We start from the raw sequence: 20,482 nt of genomic DNA on the forward strand, positions 1-20,482 counted from the left end.
AAAAGGAAACTTGTACTAATCAAGCTACATTAATCCACTATTACTCCTCACTATTCTTTTCATCGTGAGGAGGATGGGCGCCGGGATACTGACGAGGAAGATCCTCGTGTAAATTCCGATTCTCATAAGTAAATGCGCTATAATATTGCTGCCCTTTTTCCCAAGGCGTCGATTTATTTTCGACGGGTTCACTAACTCCAGTCGGTGACCCATATGGCCCCTCTGGAAATTCTTCAGCGGTTAGAAATTCTTGCTGTTTTTCAACATTCTTAAAATCCGAATAATTCTTTTCTTTAGCCATTCAGGCAACCTCCAGCTCTGATAGTGTTAAGCTTAAACGAGTGCGATTTAAGGTGTTTTTTGCTAATATAGCCTTATCATGTCTCTAAATGAAGTGAAGTATGTAGTCATGGCCGAAGACAAACCTCGGAAAAATTCCTAAAGAGAGTTGTGGTAGTGTTGTGTTTAATATTATTTGCCTATAAAGTACATCCGAAATATAAACTGATTGTTGCAGCAAATCGTGATGAGTTTTACGAAAGACCGACTGCACCCGTCCATTATTGGGAGGATCATCCCGAGATACTGGCTGGTCGGGATTTAAAGCAAATGGGAACATGGATGGGGATTACGAAATCTGGTCATTTTTCAGCATTAACCAATTATCGTAATCCCAGAGAAAAGACAGAAGGGAAACGTTCACGTGGGGAACTTGTTGGGAAATTCCTTATAGAACAGAGTTCTGCGGAGAACTATTTAAGAGAAGTAGCGGAATATAAAGAAATGTATCCTAGTTTTAATTTGCTTGTGGGGGATACAAATGAGTTGTTTTACTACTCTAATATTGAGGATATCGTAAAAAGATTAGCTCCAGGAGTATACGGCTTAAGTAATCATTTGTTGGATACGGAATGGCCGAAAGTAAGGCTTGGTAAGGCAGGTTTGCAGAAAATAATCAAGTTAGGGTCGAACGATTTTGACGAGGAACTTTTTGCGCTGTTGCAAAATGCAGAACAAGCTTGTGAGCAAGAACTGCCGAAAACAGGGGTTTCTTTGGAGTGGGAGAGGGTTCTCTCGTCGATGTTTATCCAGTCAGAGAATTACGGGACAAGGAGCTCAACAGTCCTAAAAATGACCGAATCAGAAATATTTTTTAAAGAAAGAGTTTATTCAAATGATGGAACTCAAACGCGAGAGTATGAGTTGCCAATCAGATAAAAAAATCCAATTCCTCATTAGGAATTGGATTTTTGCATAAATTAAGCTGATTGCGTTGCGGCATCGTATTCAGCTGTAAGATTATTAATAATCTCTTGGACTGGAAGAATATCGTGAATTTCTGTCACACGTGCACCGGCAAATACTAATCCGTGCTCAACATCTCCACCTACAGAAGTAAGAAGTGAGTCAAGTGTACAGAAGCGATGTGAGCAGCTCTTTAAACAATCGATACATTTTTTAATACGAACCTTTTTATTATCACTAATTGAATCTGTAAACTGATTGATTAATGCGCGGCCTTGATAGCCAACAGTTGTTTTAACAAGAACGATATCATCTTCACACGCATCAACATAGCGTTGCTTGAAGACGTCTGGTGCATCACACTCAACTGAGGCAACGAAGCGGGTACCCATTTGGACACCAGAAGCGCCCATATCGAGTGCTTTTTTAATATCTGCTCCAGTTAGAATACCGCCAGCTGCGATTACAGGAATCTTAACTGCTTCAACTACTTCTGGAAGAATATCAAACATTGGACGGTCGGTTCCTAAGTGACCTCCTGCTTCAAAGCCTTCAACCACGACTGCAGCAGCACCAAGTTTTTCTGAAATTCTTGCAAGTTTACCAGATGCAACGATTGAGAGAACCGGAATTCCTGCTTCACGACCCCAAGCATACATATCCCTGGAAATACCTGCTCCAGAAATAATAAAATCTACTTTTTCTTCGATTGCTGCTTTCATTTTATCTGCAAAATCGTTCATTGCGAACAATACATTCACACCTATATATCCTTGCCCATTTGTCAGTTCACGAGCACGTCTAATATGGTAGCGCATTTCTTCAATGGAGATGCCTGTACCGGAAATAATCCCGATTCCGCCTGCGTTGGATACCGCAGCAGATAATCCACTTAATGAAATGCCAATGCCCATACCACCCTGCATAATTGGAACCTTTGGCGTCATATGTCCTATTTTTAGTTGTGGAAAGTTCAACATAATACCCCTTTTCAAAAAAAATAATTGGTAAACTTCCTTCGAACATTGCTGATTTCAACTCAAAAGCAAGCTCCAACTATTACCAGGTACTAAAACTTGGTAACATTTTTATTATACCATAAAACGACACTGAATTCGTTTTATCGAAAAAAATTTTGTGAGGAAATTGAGGCAGTTATGAAAACGATTTCTTTTCTCGTTAACTATATTGCTCGAGTTGATTATAAAATTTTTTTACAAAATCAAAAAAAACTTTCTCTGAAGGTGCAAGCTCTCGCTTCTTTGGAACAATTAAACCGACGGATCGTCTTACTTTAGGTGTTGAAATCGGTATTTTTACAGTTAAAGGAGGTGTAGCATCAAATATGGTGCTTTCCGGAAGAAGAGCCACTCCCATTCCAGCTGAAACAAGGCCTTTTATGGCATCCAGATCCTCCCCAATTGTAGAGGCGTGAGGAACGAATCCAGCCTGTTTACAGGAATCGATGACAATACGGTGCAGAATCATTCCCTCTGGAAATAACACAAAATCATCATGACATAATTCATTTAAGCGTAGTTTTTGGCGCTTGGCGAGCCGGTGGTTGATTGGTAGAAGAGCAGAAATACTTTCCGAAAAAAGTATATGTCCCTCTATATCTGTATCCTCCAATGGTACCGGACCCAAAAAAGCGATATCAATGTCTCTATTTTTTACCGAATCTATTAAGAAACGGTAAGAGCCCTGTCTTAATTGGAAGCTGACATTTTCAAAGTTTTCTTTAAAAGCAGAAATAACCGTAGGCAAAAAGTGACTGGCTAAACTGGTTGGAAATCCAATTTTGATTGTTCCCCGTTCAGGGTCTAAATATTCATCTATCTGTTTTTTCGCATAATCAATTGATTTTAATGCAGTTTCAGCATGTTCTAAAAAAAGCCTCCCAGCCGGTGTCAACTTTACATTTCGACCTTCCTTTTCGAATAATTGGACCCCAAGCTCTGTTTCTAAATTTGTAATTTGCCTACTAATAGCGGACTGTGCAATATGTAGAAATTGGGCAGCTTCTGACACGTGTTCCCGATTTGCGACTTCACAAAAATAGCGTAATTGTCGAACTTCCATTACTTCCACTCCTTTATATATATCGTTTTGAGAATGATTTTATCGAAATTATATATTGTTAATATCGATTTTAACAGATAGTATTGTTTTAGGAAACAAAAAGTGAAACGGGGGAGAAAAAATGTCATTTAATCAACTTCCATCTGCAACTGGCCTCTACCGACCGGAGTTTGAACACGATGCATGTGGAATCGGTCTATATGCAAATGTGAAAGGGAAAGCTTCGCACGATATTGTCAAAAAGGGATTGCAAATGCTCTGTAAGTTGGATCACCGCGGTGGTCAAGGTAGTGATCCGCTTACTGGAGATGGCGCGGGAATAATGGTTCAAATCCCAGATGAATTTTTTAGGAGAGAATGTCCGGAGCTTAAATTACCTAAAAAGGGCAGCTACGGAGTCGGAATGATATTTTTTACGAATGATTTACAATCTCGAAATGAGATAGAAGATTATATAAATAATCTAGTTGTTTTTGAGGGGCAGACCATACTTGGTTGGAGAGATGTGCCTGTAAATGTCGAAAAACTTGGAACTGTCGGAAAACAGAGTCAACCAGTTATTCGTCAAGTGTTTATTGGAGCTAATCCAGAGCTTACCGAGAGATTAGCATTTGAACGAAAATTATATGTAATTCGTAAGCAAGTTGAATTTTTTGCACAAGAAAAGGACTCTCGCTTATATTTCGCCAGCCTTTCATCACAAACGATCGTTTATAAAGGCTTGTTAACGCCAGATCAGGTTGATGAGTTTTATTTAGACTTAAAGGATGAGTTATTTGTATCAGCCTTTTCACTAGTACATTCCCGGTTCAGCACGAATACATTTCCGAGCTGGGAAAGAGCTCATCCAAACCGCTATTTAATTCATAATGGTGAGATTAATACATTAAGAGGAAATATCAACTGGATGAAAGCCCGTGAACAACAATTTGTATCTGAAGCGTTTGGCAAGGACTTGCATAAGGTGCTTCCTGTATTAGATACAACCGGTAGTGATTCGTCCATGTTGGATAATGCATTCGAATTCTTCGTGCTCGCTGGTCGTTCTCCAGCTCACACAGCAATGATGTTGATTCCAGAGCCTTGGACTGAAAACCCACATATTTCAGATGAAAAAAGAGCTTTTTACCAATATCACAGCTCACTTATGGAGCCTTGGGATGGACCGACGGCCATTTCATTTACAAATGGAAAACAAATCGGGGCTATTTTGGATCGGAACGGTCTTCGTCCTGCACGTTATTATGTGACGAAGGATGATTATATTATTCTATCATCTGAGGTTGGCGTTATTGATGTAGAAGAAAGTAATATCCTTTATAAAGATCGTTTAAGCCCAGGTAAGATGCTGTTAATCGACTTAGAGCAAGGTCGAATCATTTCCGATGAGGAAATAAAAGCTGAAATGGCCAATACCGAAACCTATCAAGAGTGGCTTGATAACAACCTAGTAAAATTAAACGGTGAGTTGAAGGAAACCAATCTTGAGCCACTTCCAGACTTAAGAGTTCGTAAAAAAGCATTCGGCTATACGCATGAGGATATTAATAAGTATTTAATACCAGTTGTAACTGAAGGTAAAGATCCGCTTGGTTCAATGGGAACAGATACACCACTTGCGGTTTTATCGGAACGTCCACAATCATTATTTAATTATTTTAAACAATCATTTGCGCAGGTTACTAATCCGCCGATTGATGCGATTCGTGAGCATATTGTAACATCGACGATGACGTTATTGGGGGCTGAAGGGAATCTCCTCCATCCAAATGAAGAAAATGCTCGCCGCATTGAGCTTGATACATTTGTACTTTCAAATAATCAACTCACACAGATTAAAGAGGGTGTAACGGATTATTTCGTTAGTAGGACCATCGAAACCTTATTTACGGAAAGCTTAGAACAACGCTTGGTTGAAATTTGCGAAGAAGCAGAGCAGGCAATTGTGGATGGCGTGAACCTCCTTATTCTTTCAGACCGAAATCTGGACGAACAAAAGGTGGCAATTCCAGTATTGTTAGCTGCAAGTGCGATTCATCAGCACCTTGTTCATCGCGGAAGCCGTACACAAACTAGCATCCTTGTAGAATCTGGTGAGGCTAGGGAAGTTCATCATTTTGCAGCATTGATTGGCTACGGTGTAGATGCCATTAATCCTTATCTTGTTTTTGAGGTTTATAAAAAAGCGATTGCAGATGGAGTTCTAGAACTTAACTATCAAGACGCAGTGGATAAATATATGAAGGCAATAACTGAAGGTGTTGTAAAGGTTATGTCTAAAATGGGGATTTCCACTGTTCAAAGCTATCGTGGGGCCCAAATTTTTGAAGCTGTTGGTTTAGGTGCCAACTTGATTAATCATTATTTTAATGGAACTGCATCGCAAATTGGTGGGATTGAAATGGATGTTGTCGCAAAGGAAGCGCTGCTACGACATCAAGACGCTTATGGTGCTTCTGTTGATGACACGCTTGATTCCGGCAGTGAATTCCAATGGAGAAAAAATGGGGAATTCCATGCTTTTAATCCAAGCACTATTCATACTTTACAATTATCGACTCGAAAGAATGATTATCAAACCTATAAAAAATTCTCTAATGCTGCAAATGAAGAACGAATGGGCTTTTTGCGTAATATGTTTTCATTTAATGAAAATCGTCAGCCTGTGCCAGTTGAAGAGGTTGAATCGGTAGAATCGATTTTACGTCGATTTAAAACAGGAGCCATGTCATTCGGCTCAATCAGCCAAGAAGCTCATGAGGCTTTGGCCATTGCAATGAACCGGATTGGAGCAAAAAGCAATAGCGGTGAAGGTGGCGAAAATCCAGCTCGCTATATTCCTGATGCTAATGGGGATTCCCGTCGCAGTGCTATCAAGCAAATTGCTTCTGGTCGCTTTGGAGTCAAAAGTCATTATCTTGTAAATGCTGATGAACTACAAATTAAAATGGCACAAGGTGCAAAGCCTGGAGAAGGCGGACAGCTTCCAGGAAATAAAGTTTATCCTTGGGTTGCAGAGGTTCGCGGTTCAACTCCAGGAGTAGGATTAATTTCACCGCCACCACATCACGATATTTATTCTATTGAAGATTTAGCGCAGTTAATTCATGATATGAAAAATGCTAATCGCAACGCACGAGTTAGCGTGAAGCTTGTTTCAAAAGCTGGTGTAGGAACAATTGCAGCTGGAGTTGCAAAGGGTGCAGCAGATGTCATAGTTATTAGTGGTTATGATGGTGGAACCGGGGCATCACCGAAAACAAGTATTAAACATACTGGTATGCCTTGGGAGCTTGGGTTAGCTGAAGCTCATCAAACTCTGATGCTTAATGGCTTGCGTAATCGTGTTGTCTTAGAAACCGATGGTAAGCTTATGACGGGTCGTGATGTAGTACTGGCGGCGCTTTTAGGTGCTGAAGAATTTGGCTTTGCAACAGCACCACTTGTTGTACTTGGATGTGTAATGATGCGCGCTTGTCATTTAGATACTTGCCCAGTTGGGGTTGCCACTCAAAATCCGGAATTGCGAAGAAAATTCGTTGGCGACCCAGATTATATCGTAAATTACTTTACGTTTGTTGCTCAAGAGGTAAGAGAAATGATGGCAGAGCTTGGTTTTAGAACGGTTGAAGACATGGTTGGTCGAACTGATATGTTAACGGTAAGTGATCGTGCTCAAAATCATTGGAAGGCAAAACACCTTGATTTATCAGCATTGTTGCAGAAACCAGAAGGTCCTCGTACCTTTAGCTCTCCGCAAGATCATAAAATTGAGAAATCCTTGGATATGCGTGAGATTTTGCCGGTTGTTCAAACAGCGGTTGTAAACAAAACTAAGATTGATGCAGCTTTTAACATTACCAATATTGATCGAGTTGTAGGAACAATTGTTGGAAGTGAAATCTCGAAGAAATATGGGGAAGCGGGACTCCCTGAAGATAGTATTACGCTACGCTTTACCGGTTCAGCGGGCCAAAGCTTTGGCGCATTCATTCCGAACGGCATGACGATGTATTTAACTGGAGATGCGAACGATTATATTGGTAAAGGTTTATCTGGTGGTAAAATTATCGTTACTTCAAAACCTGAACTAGCCCTTGACTCAGCAAATAATGTCATTGCCGGAAATATTGCTTTGTACGGTGCAACAAGTGGAGAAGCATACATTAATGGTCTTGCTGGAGAACGTTTTTGTGTTCGAAACAGTGGTGCTGATGCGGTTGTTGAAGGTGTGGGGGACCATGGTTGTGAATATATGACGGGTGGCCGTGCTGTTGTGCTTGGTCCAGTTGGTAAAAACTTTGCAGCAGGTATGTCGGGTGGTATTGCTTACTTATTATCCGAAAATCATGAAGAAACGAAGAAGCTTTGTAACGATGAGATGATTGAATTTGAAACTTTAATAGATAAAAACGAAATTAATGAAGTCAGACAATTAGTTCTCAAGCACCATCAATATACAGGTAGCCCACTGGCAAATCTAGTGTTGAATCAGTGGGGTGATTTTGAAGGGAAGTTCCTTAAAGTCATTCCGAAAGATTACAAGCGCATGATGGCGCAAATTGAGGAACAAAAGGCAAGTGGATTATCGAACGAAGAGGCAGTAATGAAAGCATTTGAAGCAAATGTAATTGAACAAAAAGCCCCTTCAGCAAAAAAAGAATTACTAGAAACAGTAGGAAACTAAGGAAGGGGAGAGGAAGATGGGAAAAGCAACCGGATTTATGGAATATGTGCGTGAAGAAGCAAAGGAACGCAATCCGAGAACACGTCTAAATGATTGGAAAGAATACTCTGCGCCTTTCTCCGATGACACATTGAAAAGACAGGGTGCCCGCTGCATGGATTGCGGGACTCCTTTCTGTCACATGGGTATGGAGCTAAACGGATTCACCTCAGGGTGCCCGCTGCACAATTTAATTCCTGAGTGGAATGACCTAGTTTATCGAGGAAGATGGCAGGAAGCATTAGAACGTTTGAGCAAAACCAATAATTTCCCTGAGTTTACTGGAAGAGTTTGTCCTGCGCCATGCGAAGGCTCATGTACCGTTAATTTAACAGATGAACCTGCTGTCGCAATTAAAAATATTGAACGTGCTATCATTGATAAAGGTTTCTCGGAAGGCTGGATTACACCGAGAATACCAGCGGTACGTACAGGTAAAAAAGTAGCCGTAATTGGATCTGGTCCAGCGGGACTCGCTGCTGCAGATCAATTAAATCAAGCAGGTCATAGTGTCACCGTGTATGAAAAGGATGATCGCTTTGGCGGTTTACTCATGTACGGTATTCCAAATATGAAGCTCGATAAAGGTGTCGTTGAGCGCCGTGTTGATTTATTAGCACAGGAAGAAATTTCGTTTGCACCAAATGTTGAAGTGGGCAAAGATATCACAGCCGCAGAACTTCAAGCACAATACGATGCAGTGATTTTGGCGATTGGTGCCCAAAAGCAACGTGACCTAGTTTTGGAAGGTCGTTCAGCTGATGGTATCCATTTTGCGATGGATTACCTAACTCAAGCAACGAAGAGCTTATTAGGTACAAAATTGGAAGATGAACCATTTATCAGTGCAGAAGGCAAGGACGTCATAGTCATTGGTGGTGGGGATACTGGTGCTGACTGTATGGCCACTGCGCTTCGCCAAGGCTGTAATAGTGTTGTCCAATTTGGTAAGCATCCTCAGCTTCCAGGTTCTCGTAATGCAGATAACATGTGGCCTGAACAACCGCAAGTATTTACTATCGACTATGCCCATAAAGAGGCGGAAGCGGCATTCGGCGGGGATCCTCGCCAATATTGTATCCAAACAAAGAAAATTGTCGCAGATGAATTTGGTCACGTAAAAGAATTGCATACGATTCAGATGGAAAAATCCTTTGACGAAAACGGTAAAGCAGTATTCACTGAGCTTCCTGGAACTGAAAAGGTTTGGCCTGCACAGCTCGTGTTAATTGCAATCGGCTTTGAAGGACCAGAACAGCAATTGCTTTCTCAGTTTGAATTAGAAACTGTTAACAATAAAGTTAAAGCAGAATACGGTAAGTTTACGACAAATGTTGAAGGTGTTTTTGCTGCTGGTGATGTTCGTCGTGGTCAAAGTTTAATTGTTTGGGCGATAAATGAAGGCCGAGAAGTAGCGCGCGAAGTTGATCGTTATTTAATGGGAAGTTCTAATTTACCTTAAAACCATTTCTGAACGAAGCTGGGATAGAACTAAATTGTCCGCTATTAAAACTGAATGATTTTCATGTAGGTATGAAAATGAATAAACGGAAAATTTCCGCTTATTGAATGTAAGGGAGGCTAATTGAGGTGAAATAAGAGGAGAATTTCCGCTTAACTACTCTCAAAAAGATAAAATCCAGTGATTTTTATGAAATAAGCGGAAAAACTCCTTTTATTCTTAGGAAAAAACCCATATTTCCCAAAATAAGCGGAATTCTTCCCCTTATATCAAGGTTATCAACATTTGGTTAACAGATCCACATGAAAAAATTTGGCAGATCAATGTAATTCCCAGTCATTTCAGGGTAGTGGTATTGTAAAAAGAAAAAAACTCGAACTATTAGGAAATTCTAAGTAGAATTTCGCATAATAGTTCGTTTTTTTGTTTTGCTGATATACTCATTACCCAGCTTCGTTTCTTTAGAATATATTTAATTATCGGGACAAGTATCCACTCCTCAATTCTTCCTATTTCATATAGTAATGTATAACGAGATTAGGAGGTGGATGGATATGGAAGAAAGACAATTCTTTGGTGGTTTCGGCGGCTCTGGGGGCTACGGTGGCTATCACCATGGACATGGAGGCTATTATCCAGGGCACGGCTATCACCATGGTCATGGTGGCTATTATCCAGGACATGGCTATCATCATGGACACGGAGGCTACTATCCAGGACACGGCTATCACCATGGACATGGCAGCTATTATCCAGGTCATGGGCATCATGGACATGGATATTGGGGCTATAATCGAGATGGTCAAAAAGAATCCTAATAGATTAGGTTCTTTTTTAACTTTTTATCAAAGCTACTATAGTAGCTTTTCAAAATGTTGATTCAATTATAGAAACCCTTGAAATGAATGCTACTATCTACCGTTTCGAATAGTAGAAGGTGGCATTCATTTTTATTTTTTTGGAAAAAAATTAACTTATAGTCAATGATTAATGTAATCACTTATAATGGAGTAAGCAAAGAAACTCATACATATAGGTGGAATAATGAAAATATTAATAGTGATGCTCGGTGGCTTTTTAGGTAGTATCAGTCGTTTTGGTTTAGGGGAGTGGTTGTCGACAACTAATGGCTTTCCAACTGGTACTTTTGTCATAAATATCCTTGGTTGTTTCGTGCTCGGTTGGCTTCTAACCCTTGCGACAATTAACAAGAATATTCCTGCAAATATTGTGTTGTTAACTGGTACTGGATTTCTCGGCTCATTTACTACTTTCTCTACTTTTTCAGTCGAAACGATTTATTTAGTTGAATCTGGACATCGTTTGCTGGCAGTCCTTTATGTATTAGGTTCAATTCTAATTGGACTTTTGTGTTCCTTTTTAGGCTGGAAAACTGCCATCATGAGTAGCAGGGCAGGTGGTGAATCCAAATGATTTGGTTGATTGGTTTAGGTGGTTCCTTTGGGGCAGCACTTAGGTATTTTATCGGATTACAATTCCAAAGTCGGCTAAAACTAAAGCGTCCATTTCCGCTTCATACATGGCTGATTAATATTAGCGGCTCATTTCTATTAGGTGTCCTGGCAAAACTCCATTTAGAGCATCAACTTTACGATTGGGTATGGTATTTTGCTGGAGTAGGATTTTGTGGGGCATTTACTACTTTTTCGACGTTTGGTTTTGAGACCGTAACTTTGATTCAAAATCGTCATATTGGATTGGCTATCGTTTACGTTAGTACATCTATTATCTTGGGTGTCGGAGCAGCGCTGTTAGGTTACCTAATATAAAATATAAAAGCTGGACACTTGATGAATTTTAGTGACCAGCTTTTTTATAATCTTGGTTAGGAAATTATCAATTTTAACGCTGTGGATAAGTTTCACAACGTTAAACACGTCCAGCGCAAGCGGCCTAGGGGCTCGGGATCACAAGCTTGTCAAGTGAATGGGCTAGGAGCGATGGTCTAAGCCAAATCCCTCCAGAGATTATCATCTCTTGCGTGATTCGTCTTACGCCCGTCGCTCCTGAACGAGCCACTTTCACCTTTCCTACAATCCCTTCCGGAAATCAGGATTTCCTGCAGGGCGGACCTTTTCTGTCGCCCCTGATCAAGGCGCTTGCGCTTTTGTTCTTACCTTGGGAAAACTTCTCCTTCATCAACATTTTCAGAAACGATTGCTCCGGCACGGATGACTGCTCCTTTTCCAATCGATACGCTTTCCATAATGACTGCATTTGGACCGACAATAACGTGATCACTAATGACTACAGGTGATGCGTCTGGAGAGGAGATAACCCCTTTAATCACCACTCCGGCCCCAATGTGACAGCTCTTCCCTATTTGGGCCCCACCGCCAATGACAGCATTCATGTCAATCATCGTTTTTTCACCTATCGTTGCACCAATATTGATACAGGCTCCCATCATAATGACAGCATCATCCTGAATCGTTACTCCCTCGCGAATAATGGCTCCAGGTTCAATTCTCGCATTGATATCCAACGTATCTAATAAATTAATCAATGAATTGCGCCGATCGTTTTCGATATGGTATTTTTCAACCACATCGGAATGAGCTTCAAGAACCCGCTTAATCACTTCCCAGTCACCGATGACGACTCCACCTTCGCCCATATTGATGACTTCACACTCGCTCCCAAAATCGATTGCATTGAGACAACCTTGTATAAAGGCTTTCACCAATGTCTTTTTTTTCGATGAGTTTAATAAATTGACAATTTCGTTATTCTTCATTTACATTCATCTCTTTCATAATTTCTGATACGAGTTCGTACGAGCGTAGTCTTGCTCGATGATCGTAAATTTGTGCATTAACGATAATTTCATCTGCACCTGTTTCATTAAGAAAAGCTTGTAGTCTTGCTTTCACTGTTTCCCTACCGCCAATGATCGAAGTCGCTAACCGCTCATGAAGGAGATTTTTCTCAGCTTCAGTGGTGATTTCGTTCATATTTTTAATAGGTGGGGCAAGCTTTCCTGGAGAATTGCGAATCAGTTGAATAAATTGCTGTTGCATGGAACTGGCTAGAAAGTGGGCCTCTTCATCACTGCCTGCTGCAATAATATTTACACCGACCATAGCATAGGGTGCTTCAAGAATTTCAGATGGTTGGAAGTTATTACGATATAATTCCAATGCAGGAATTGTATATTCTGGAGAGAAATGGCTGGCAAAGGAAAACGGTAATCCTAGCTGCCCAGCTAATCTAGCGCTATAACCGCTTGAACCTAATAGCCATATCGGAATATTTAATCCTTCACCAGGGATGGCTCTAACAACTGAACGGTTGTTAGCTCTGAAATAACCACGCAGTTCTGCTAATTGCTGTTTAAAATCATCATGCTGAAGGTTTCGTCTTAAAGCATGTGCCGTTAATTGATCTGTTCCAGGTGCACGTCCGATTCCTAGGTCAATACGACCAGGAAATAATGATTCTAGCGTTCCAAATTGTTCGGCAATGACAAGGCTTGCGTGGTTTGGCAGCATGATTCCTCCTGAACCCACTCGAATCGTGTCCGTACCATTCGCAACATGTCCTATTACAACAGCTGTAGCTGAGCTGGCAATGCCAGGCATATTGTGGTGCTCTGCTAGCCAATATCGATTATAACCCCATTTTTCTGCATGTTGGGCTAAATCCAATGTGTTTTTTAATGCATCTGAGGCCGTGCTTCCTTCTACAATTGGAGCGAGGTCCAAAACTGAAAAAGGTAGCGTTATATGTGACTTGTTATGTTGAGAAAATGATTGACCCATTGTTTTCAGCTTCTTTCTAGATGAAATAATAAATATAAGCTTTATTTTAACCAACAGGATGGTTCTAACAAAAAGAAATGCTCAAAACGCAATAGATAAAATTTGAAAATCTGTAAAATAAGTAGGAAAAATTCCAGCAGTTGTAATTGACTCCTACGTAGTATTTATGTAATATAAGACCATAAGCTACGTTGTTCGTGACGATAATAAAGTTTTAACCTTTATACTTGGTTAGGGAGTTTAACATCGCTATCTAACCGACAAGCCTTCGTCTATATGACAAGGAGGACATGCGGATTAGGTATCTGAAAACACCCACTTTGAGGAGTGGTGGTTTAAAACTTTCTTAATAAAGTTACGGCAAAGGTGGCTTGTAACTTAATAAAATATAAACCAGATTCCGGTTATAGGAATCTGGTTTTTTGTGTTTCCTGGTATTTAGTTTTTCATTGCTCCAGTCCAGACCTCAAACCTTGGTTTAATAATGGTTTTTCCAGCATGGAATTCTCCAGGCTGATAAATGATGGTATAGGTGAGATTATTCCACGATGTGAAGCCTGTCTTGGAGGTTGTCTGATAATAAGCTGGACGCCATGTGCCGGTGTTTAGATAAAGCTGTTCTTTATCTTTATCAATGATGTTAATCGCTTTCTGGAGTGGCTGGTGTGTATGTCCGTATAGCAAGTATTGGTAATCCTTCGCTTCATTGTTAAAATCCTTCACTGCGCCGTCAAGGTAATGATCGGTGGTAAACAAATTTCTTACATATTTAGATTTTTCCCATAGTGATAGCTGCCATTTGAAACTATTCATATTAAAGGTTCTTAAAATTGAGATGAGCATTTGGACGATATCAGCTTGATCCATGGGATTCCACAATAAGTCGTTTTGCCTAATCCACCGCTTAACAAAATCAAGCTTTACAAACTCTTCACCAACCTCCTGAAACGCTAAATTGATTTTTTCCTTAACATCCTTGTCGTATTTCGTGCTGTGCTCAACTTGATAAAACAACCAATGAATAATCGCGGTTAATGGACGAATATCAAATAGATTACGGAAATGATCACAAATTACTTGCTGATTTTCGGATGAAAGTTGGGTGCCATTTAGATGTTTTTGGATTGAGATGGGTAGTTTTGAGGCGATTTCTGCGGCGATGACATCACCGATGGGTGTTTCATCATAAGAACCGGTGAAATTAAAGGAGTCATATTCATGGCCATGCCGTGCAAAAACTCCATGCTGTTTATCTTTGAAAATAGAGGAAAACTTTTCATTTTTTGATAAATTATCTAAGCCAAGGCTATTAGTTACACGGTCACGAAGGGATGCATATAGATTGCATAAGCGATCATGGTTTCCTGGAATATAAACAACTTCTGGTTTGATTGGAAACCCTAAGTCTTTCCAATTTTTACAGGAAATAATGTCAATAATCTCTGAGTTTTCCTTAACGATATTATCGAATATTTCACATGCCAGCTTTTCGGTTTTATCTGAGGGATTTCCCCATGGACGATCCTCGACCGTTATTGTGTCAACGATTTTTCCATCTTGTTTTTTGATAAACCAAGTTTCCGTCCGAACGAGATCGAATATATCTCCTAGTAGAACAATTTTTAGGACTTTTGAATTAGAACTTCCACCGACGCCTGCATCCTGTGCTTGAATCGCAATTTCCTTAAAGATATCTCTAAAGGTTTCTACGCCTAAATAATGCTTACCTGCAGTTCCATCCATTAAATGTAAATCACTAATAAAAACAATCATGAAATACCTCCTTTACGTAAAAATGGCATATAATAAAACTTTCTACCTAGTATATGAATGAGACTTTTGGTAAAGTATGCGATAGTTAAAAAATTAGGCAGCGTTAATGCACAGCGTTGTTTTTTGGCAAGTTGATTGGAGCGGAAATCAACATCCAAATTTTACACAGCTAAAATATAAAAATGACAGTGATGGAGAGAAAATGATATAGCAGCTAATTAAAAATATGAATACATATATTGTAACTTGACAAAAGTAAGCCGTATAATTGACTTTTATCGATGTTTTTTCGTTCGGTTGTATACGATTTGGGAGGTCCACATGAAGAAGCTTTTATTAATTGCAACAGGCGGTACAATTGCTTCAATCGAAGGAGAGGAAGGGCTAGTCCCTGGGTTATCAGCTGAGGAACTGCTCCAATACTTTCAAGATACAGAAAAAAATATAGATGTGTCCTGTAAAATATTAATGAATCGTGATAGCACGAATATGCAGCCTGAACACTGGGTTTCTATGGCTGAAACAATCACGCAAAATTATTCACAATATGATGGGTTTATCATTACTCATGGTACGGATACGTTGGGCTATACTTCAGCGGGATTATCATATATGCTCCAGGGCTTAAGTAAGCCAGTTGTGATTACCGGCTCACAGGTCCCGATTAGTTTTAAAAAAACAGATGCAAAGAAAAATCTGAATGATGCTGTTCGGTTTGCATGTGAAGATGTTGGGGGAGTGTTTGTAGTCTTTGATGGGCGCGTCATCATTGGCACGAGAGCAGTCAAAATGCGAACGAAGAGCTTTGACGCCTTCGAAAGTATCAATCATCCCTATGTTGCAACTATTTCTGAAAATAAAATTCAATACGTTTGGAAGCCTACTTCATCTTTAAAGGAATTAACGGTGAATACGAAACTATGCCCAGATGTTTTTTTGCTAAAGCTATATCCTGGCACAAAACCGGAAATTTTTGATTTTATTAAAGCGCATTATAAAGGAATCATAATCGAAAGCTTCGGTAATGGAGGAGTCCCGTTTGAGGAAAGAAGTCTCCTTCCGAAAATAAAAGATTTAACGGAAAGTGGCATCGCTGTTTTGATTTCAACTCAATGTCTGGAAGAAGGTCATGATCTTTACTTGTATGAGGTGGGACGAAAGGTTGCTCAATACAATGTGATTGTATCCGGTGATATGAATACAGAAGCGATTGTAGCAAAGCTTATGTGGGCACTTGGACAGACCGAGGATCAACAAGAGATAAAATATATTATCGAAACACCAATTGCCAGGGACCTCTCAATTGATTGGGGGAAGGAAGATAAACATTCGTGATGCTATTGGAAAAAATATATTATGTACGGACTGTCCAAATCTGATTCAGTGGACAGTCCATTATTTTTTAGGAAAATAGTAACATATTTACAGTTTTAAAATGGTTAATCAATTATTGATAGACCTGAGGGATTAGGAAAGAATAAAATGGATATTGGGATAATATAAGGAGGGAATGGGAATGAATAAAGTGCTGTTGAAAGAGGAACATCAATTGCTTTTTAATGAAGCAAGGGAGTTTGTAACAGTTTGCTATCAAGAATTGGGTAAAACAGAGGAAAAAATCCAACTAAGATTAGTGGAAATAGAAAAACAAATACATAATCAAGGTTTTTATGAACATACATATGAAGAGCTAGAGCATGGCGCACGAATGGCATGGCGCAACAGTAATCGCTGTATCGGCAGATTATTCTGGGAAAGTTTACATATTATCGATAAACGCGAATTAGAAACAGAGGAAGAAATTCGGGATGCGATATTCGAACATATTGATTTTGCCACAAATAATGGGAAAATCAGACCAGCGATTACGATTTTTAAGCCGAAGATGAACAATGAGGTTCAGGTTAAGCTTTGGAATCATCAAATCATTCGCTATGCTGGATATGAAACTGATAAAGGTATTATCGGTGATTCGCATTCCTTACCCTTTACGAAGATGTGCCAAAAACTTGGCTGGGAAGGGGAGGGAACCCATTTTGATTTGCTACCATTAGTAATTCAAGTAAAGGACCATCAGCCTAAGTGGTATCCACTTCCAAAGGAGAAGGTATTGGAGGTTGACATTCATCATCCACAATATGAATGGTTTGCCGATTTAGGCTTGAAATGGTATGGTGTCCCAATTGTTGCTCAGTTGCGATTAGAAATCGGTGGAATTCATTATACTGCAGCACCTTTTAATGGCTGGTATATGGAAACAGAAATTGGTGCACGAAATTTCGCAGATGACTATCGATATAATATGTTGCCGAAGATTGCGACTTTGATGGGCTTGGATATTAATACGAATACCTCATTATGGAAGGACCGCGCATTAGTAGAATTAAATCAAGCCATTATCCATTCCTATAAGGAAGCTGGAGTCAGTATGGTTGATCATCATACAGCTGCACAGCAGTTTAAGCTGTTTGAGGAGAAGGAAGCAGCATGTGGCAGAGAGGTAACGGGAAATTGGGTCTGGCTGATTCCTCCGGTTTCACCTGCAACTACGCATATATTCCATAAACCTTTTAATAACCAATTAAATAAACCGAATTTCTTCTATCAAAATAGTTTATTTGAATATTAAAATAAAAATCACCATTCCACGCTGAATGGTGATTTTCTTGTCATAAAATTGAAGATTTTACTGTCGATTATAAGTAGGTCGAAAGTCCTTTTTATATTTTGTTTGTAAATATATTACAGTGGAACTAGAACAAATGTACAAATTTTCTGAAAATAAACAATATTTCTCTGAATGATATTGACAAAAACCCACAAAAAGATATAATTTGAAATATCAAAAAATTCTAAAAAGGGAGATTTGCAGAAAATAGTAGTTTGCCGTTGTATTCAGCGATGACATGCTTTTGTTAAACAACAAAGAGTAAACGCTTTCTTGTCTAACAAAAACATATCAAAAAAGATCAAAATAACGAAAACGCTTTCTATGCAAGCCCGCGGGGGAGGGAAGCTACTAGTATTAATTTGATACAGGTTGAATACTAAACATTTCATCAATGAATTGCCTGCAGATAGGGATATTGGCAGTTCTTGTATTACACACCATAAAGTAGATTCAAACTGTGAAAAAGTAGTTAACCTATCTGTTTTATCTATTATTTTTTATTTGAAGTAGGGGGAAGTAAGAAATGGAAAACAATACACAAAACGTAAAAGTTCAGGTAGCAGATCCTTCTGCGCTTGGAATGTTCGGTCTTGCAATGGTAACGCTTGTCGCTTCATCACAAAAATTAGGGATTACTGAAGGTCTTTCATTCATTATTCCTTGGGCATTTTTCTTAGGTGGTATCGCACAATTATTCGCTTGTGTACAAGATGCTAAACACAATAACGTTTTTGGACAAACTGCTTTTGGTGCATATGGTCTTTTCTGGATTGGTGTTGGAACTTCATGGTTAATTCAAATGGGCGTATTTGGTGAAGAACTTGCAGCTCAAGTCGATCCTAAGCAACTTGCATTTGCATTTATTGGCTACTTATTTTTAAGTCTTTTCTTGACTGTTGGTGCTATGGAAACAAACATGGTTCTATTCTCAATCTTTGTATTAATTGATGTATTGTTTGTTGGACTTATTCTTTCAACTTTTGGTATCGCTCCAGAATTAGCACATGATGTAGCAGCTGTTTCTGAGTTATTAATTTCTTTAATTGGATTCTATGGTGCGGGTGCGAACGTATTAAACAATCACTTTGGTCGCGTTGTATGCCCTGTAGGTAAGCCATTTGGAATCTTCAAACCACAAGCAAAAATGAAACTTGCGAAAAACGCTTAATAACATTCATCCAAACCCGATTGACGGAAGGTATCAAAAATCCGTTAATCGGGTTTTTTCATTTTGGGCTTAATGTTAGCGGACAACCAAGCCCTTATTTATGCTAAATACAGGGACAACGAGGCGTTAGCGGACATAGAATCCGCTATTTGCCCAAAAAACGGTCCAATCACTAAAATTTCTACTAAATAAGGTCCCTAATGTCCGCAAAGCTTTGAAATACAGTATCTTTGTCACAAATAACGTACTCAGTGTCCGCTAAAATCAGACGAATCATTCGTTTTGGACAAGCAATCCTTTTTTAAAAATAAGGTAGTTGAGATAATTCAATGGATTAAAAGAATAGTATAGGATAAAAGGAACGATAGCTCTTCCCAATAGAAAAGGAGTGGTTCGGTGGGAGCAGATGAGAAGTATCTTGTTTTTGTATATGGAACACTAAGGCGCCATGAATCCAACCATCATTTATTAAAAGAGGCGTGCTGCCTTGCCCAGCAAGCTTGGACGAAAGGCATCTTGTATGATACTGGTTTAGGATACCCAGCGTTGAAGGATTCGAATGATGGAGTTGTTTATGGTGAATTATACGAGATCGATTTTCAGCAACTTAAAGCGATTGATGAGCTTGAAGATTATCTGGGTCCTGGGCAAAACAATCTATACAACAGAGATAGTCAAACTGTTTCAACTGATAAGGGTGATTTTGAGGCGTTTGTATACAGCATCCATCCTGACCAAGAAGGTATCCTAAAGCAAATCATTCCGTTAGGGGACTGGACTATTTACAATAGCCTTAAACAGCATCCAACTTTCCTTTATTTTGCTTATGGTAGCTGTATGGATGATGAGAGATTTGTCAGTGCTGGAGTTGATCGTTATTTTTTGAACATTGTTGGTTCAGGTGTTCTTGAAGGCTACACACTCGGCTACACGAGACGAGTATCAGATGGAGGTCGCGCTGATATCGTGGAATCAGGTGGAATCGTCGAAGGGGTATTGTACGAAGTAGCAGAACCAGGACTCGCTTATCTCTATCGCCGTGAAGGGGTAAAATACAAATCCTATCGTCCTGCGCTAATAGATGTCAAAGTGAATGGTCTCCTGTTGAAAAATGTATTGACATTTATTGTCGTAAACAAAAAACCTGATACAGCACCTCCACTTTGCTATGCCGAAGAAATCATTCGAGGTGGCACCCGCCATCTCAGCCAAGAGTATGTCGAAAAGCTAAAACAGCAGCTAAAGGTCCAATTCAACATAGTCCTTTAAAAAAGTAATAATACTAAGTGACTATTAAAACACAAACGAAATAGGTAATAAGTATAATATTTTTAATATTGTTAAAAAATGGTTTACAACACTTATGTAGTTGTTTATAGTTAAGCCGAACATATTAAAAAATAAAAACTAGGGGTGTCCAATAAGTTGGGCTGAGAGAGGAACACGGTGAAGTTCCTTAACCCTCAGGACCTGATCTGGTTCATACCAGCGTGGGGAAGTTAGCATTGATTAGTGGTGTCGATTTTGACATGACTGCTATTATACTAACATCACCGGGTCTTAAATTAGACCC

Annotated in this window: 16 protein-coding genes, 1 other RNA gene and 1 riboswitch; of the genes, 11 read left to right on the forward strand and 6 right to left on the reverse strand. The window is 39.4% G+C overall.

The window, feature by feature from the left end; all coding sequences use genetic code 11:
- Window positions 1-40 precede the first annotated feature (40 nt).
- Complete coding sequence (locus FXW34_RS04530) at window positions 41-301, reverse strand: hypothetical protein (RefSeq protein WP_147532782.1); 261 nt, start codon at window positions 299-301, stop codon at window positions 41-43.
- A 155-nt stretch (window positions 302-456) separates the two neighbouring features.
- Here FXW34_RS04530 and FXW34_RS04535 point away from each other — a divergent pair, with 155 nt between their 5' ends.
- Window positions 457-1,218 (forward strand): NRDE family protein, encoded by a 762-nt coding sequence (locus FXW34_RS04535; RefSeq protein WP_342780674.1) that lies wholly within the window; start codon window positions 457-459, stop codon window positions 1,216-1,218.
- Between the two features lie 41 nt (window positions 1,219-1,259).
- On the opposite strand, the gene FXW34_RS04540 is transcribed toward FXW34_RS04535, so the two are convergent.
- Both FXW34_RS04540 and gltC read right to left on the reverse strand, forming a co-directional pair.
- Window positions 1,260-2,240 carry an NAD(P)H-dependent flavin oxidoreductase gene (locus FXW34_RS04540; RefSeq protein ID WP_187118828.1) on the reverse strand — a complete coding sequence of 327 codons (981 nt, stop codon included), beginning with the start codon at window positions 2,238-2,240 and terminating at the stop codon, window positions 1,260-1,262.
- Window positions 2,241-2,424: 184 nt separating this feature from the next.
- Complete coding sequence (gltC, locus tag FXW34_RS04545; RefSeq protein WP_147532784.1) at window positions 2,425-3,327, reverse strand: glutamate biosynthesis transcriptional regulator GltC; 903 nt, start codon at window positions 3,325-3,327, stop codon at window positions 2,425-2,427.
- A 121-nt stretch (window positions 3,328-3,448) separates the two neighbouring features.
- Between gltC and gltB the strand changes: the two genes are divergently transcribed.
- From gltB to crcB (FXW34_RS04570), 5 genes are all read left to right on the forward strand, one after another.
- Window positions 3,449-8,014: a glutamate synthase large subunit gene (gene gltB / locus FXW34_RS04550; RefSeq protein WP_147532785.1), complete on the forward strand. Its 4,566-nt coding sequence runs from the start codon at window positions 3,449-3,451 to the stop codon at window positions 8,012-8,014.
- Between the two features lie 16 nt (window positions 8,015-8,030).
- Window positions 8,031-9,515 (forward strand): glutamate synthase small subunit, encoded by a 1,485-nt coding sequence (gene gltD / locus FXW34_RS04555; protein ID WP_147532786.1) that lies wholly within the window; start codon window positions 8,031-8,033, stop codon window positions 9,513-9,515.
- A gap of 554 nt (window positions 9,516-10,069) precedes the next feature.
- Window positions 10,070-10,333, forward strand: a complete 264-nt coding sequence (locus tag FXW34_RS04560; protein WP_147532787.1) for a hypothetical protein — start codon at window positions 10,070-10,072, stop codon at window positions 10,331-10,333.
- A 226-nt stretch (window positions 10,334-10,559) separates the two neighbouring features.
- Complete coding sequence (crcB, locus tag FXW34_RS04565) at window positions 10,560-10,949, forward strand: fluoride efflux transporter CrcB (RefSeq protein ID WP_147532788.1); 390 nt, start codon at window positions 10,560-10,562, stop codon at window positions 10,947-10,949.
- Window positions 10,946-11,305, forward strand: coding sequence for a fluoride efflux transporter CrcB (gene crcB, locus FXW34_RS04570; protein WP_147532789.1), 360 nt, complete (start codon window positions 10,946-10,948; stop codon window positions 11,303-11,305). The genes crcB (FXW34_RS04565) and crcB (FXW34_RS04570) overlap by 4 nt, the downstream gene beginning before the upstream one ends.
- A gap of 344 nt (window positions 11,306-11,649) precedes the next feature.
- On the opposite strand, the gene dapD is transcribed toward crcB (FXW34_RS04570), so the two are convergent.
- Together dapD and FXW34_RS04580 are read right to left on the reverse strand one after the other, a co-directional pair.
- Window positions 11,650-12,273, reverse strand: a complete 624-nt coding sequence (dapD, locus tag FXW34_RS04575) for a 2,3,4,5-tetrahydropyridine-2,6-dicarboxylate N-acetyltransferase (RefSeq protein ID WP_147532790.1) — start codon at window positions 12,271-12,273, stop codon at window positions 11,650-11,652.
- Window positions 12,263-13,297: an LLM class flavin-dependent oxidoreductase gene (locus FXW34_RS04580; RefSeq protein WP_147532791.1), complete on the reverse strand. Its 1,035-nt coding sequence runs from the start codon at window positions 13,295-13,297 to the stop codon at window positions 12,263-12,265. Before FXW34_RS04580 ends, dapD begins: the two co-directional genes overlap by 11 nt.
- 180 nt (window positions 13,298-13,477) lie before the next feature.
- Between FXW34_RS04580 and ssrS the strand changes: the two genes are divergently transcribed.
- A non-coding RNA gene (gene ssrS, locus FXW34_RS04585) (6S RNA) lies at window positions 13,478-13,674 on the forward strand.
- Between the two features lie 61 nt (window positions 13,675-13,735).
- On the opposite strand, the gene FXW34_RS04590 is transcribed toward ssrS, so the two are convergent.
- Window positions 13,736-15,070, reverse strand: coding sequence for a metallophosphoesterase (locus FXW34_RS04590; protein ID WP_147532792.1), 1,335 nt, complete (start codon window positions 15,068-15,070; stop codon window positions 13,736-13,738).
- Window positions 15,071-15,391: 321 nt separating this feature from the next.
- Here FXW34_RS04590 and FXW34_RS04595 point away from each other — a divergent pair, with 321 nt between their 5' ends.
- The 4 genes from FXW34_RS04595 to FXW34_RS04610 all read left to right on the forward strand — a co-directional run bounded on the left by FXW34_RS04595 (window position 15,392) and on the right by FXW34_RS04610 (window position 20,178).
- The gene (locus FXW34_RS04595) at window positions 15,392-16,405 is read left to right on the forward strand and encodes an asparaginase (protein ID WP_147532793.1); all 1,014 of its coding nucleotides are present in this window, start codon (window positions 15,392-15,394) and stop codon (window positions 16,403-16,405) included.
- Between the two features lie 181 nt (window positions 16,406-16,586).
- On the forward strand, window positions 16,587-17,699 hold the full coding sequence (locus FXW34_RS04600; protein WP_147532794.1) for a nitric oxide synthase oxygenase: 1,113 nt from the start codon (window positions 16,587-16,589) through the stop codon (window positions 17,697-17,699).
- Window positions 17,700-18,264: 565 nt separating this feature from the next.
- The gene (locus FXW34_RS04605; protein ID WP_147532795.1) at window positions 18,265-18,909 is read left to right on the forward strand and encodes an acetate uptake transporter; all 645 of its coding nucleotides are present in this window, start codon (window positions 18,265-18,267) and stop codon (window positions 18,907-18,909) included.
- A gap of 396 nt (window positions 18,910-19,305) precedes the next feature.
- Entirely contained in the window at window positions 19,306-20,178 is an 873-nt protein-coding gene (locus FXW34_RS04610; RefSeq protein WP_147532796.1) for a gamma-glutamylcyclotransferase family protein, read from the forward strand.
- A 130-nt stretch (window positions 20,179-20,308) separates the two neighbouring features.
- Window positions 20,309-20,423, forward strand: a riboswitch (TPP riboswitch).
- Window positions 20,424-20,482 lie beyond the last annotated feature (59 nt).

Source organism: Bacillus marasmi, assembly GCF_902168435.1.
In the GTDB taxonomy this organism is placed as follows: Bacteria; Bacillota; Bacilli; order Bacillales; family Cytobacillaceae; genus Bacillus_BU; species Bacillus_BU marasmi.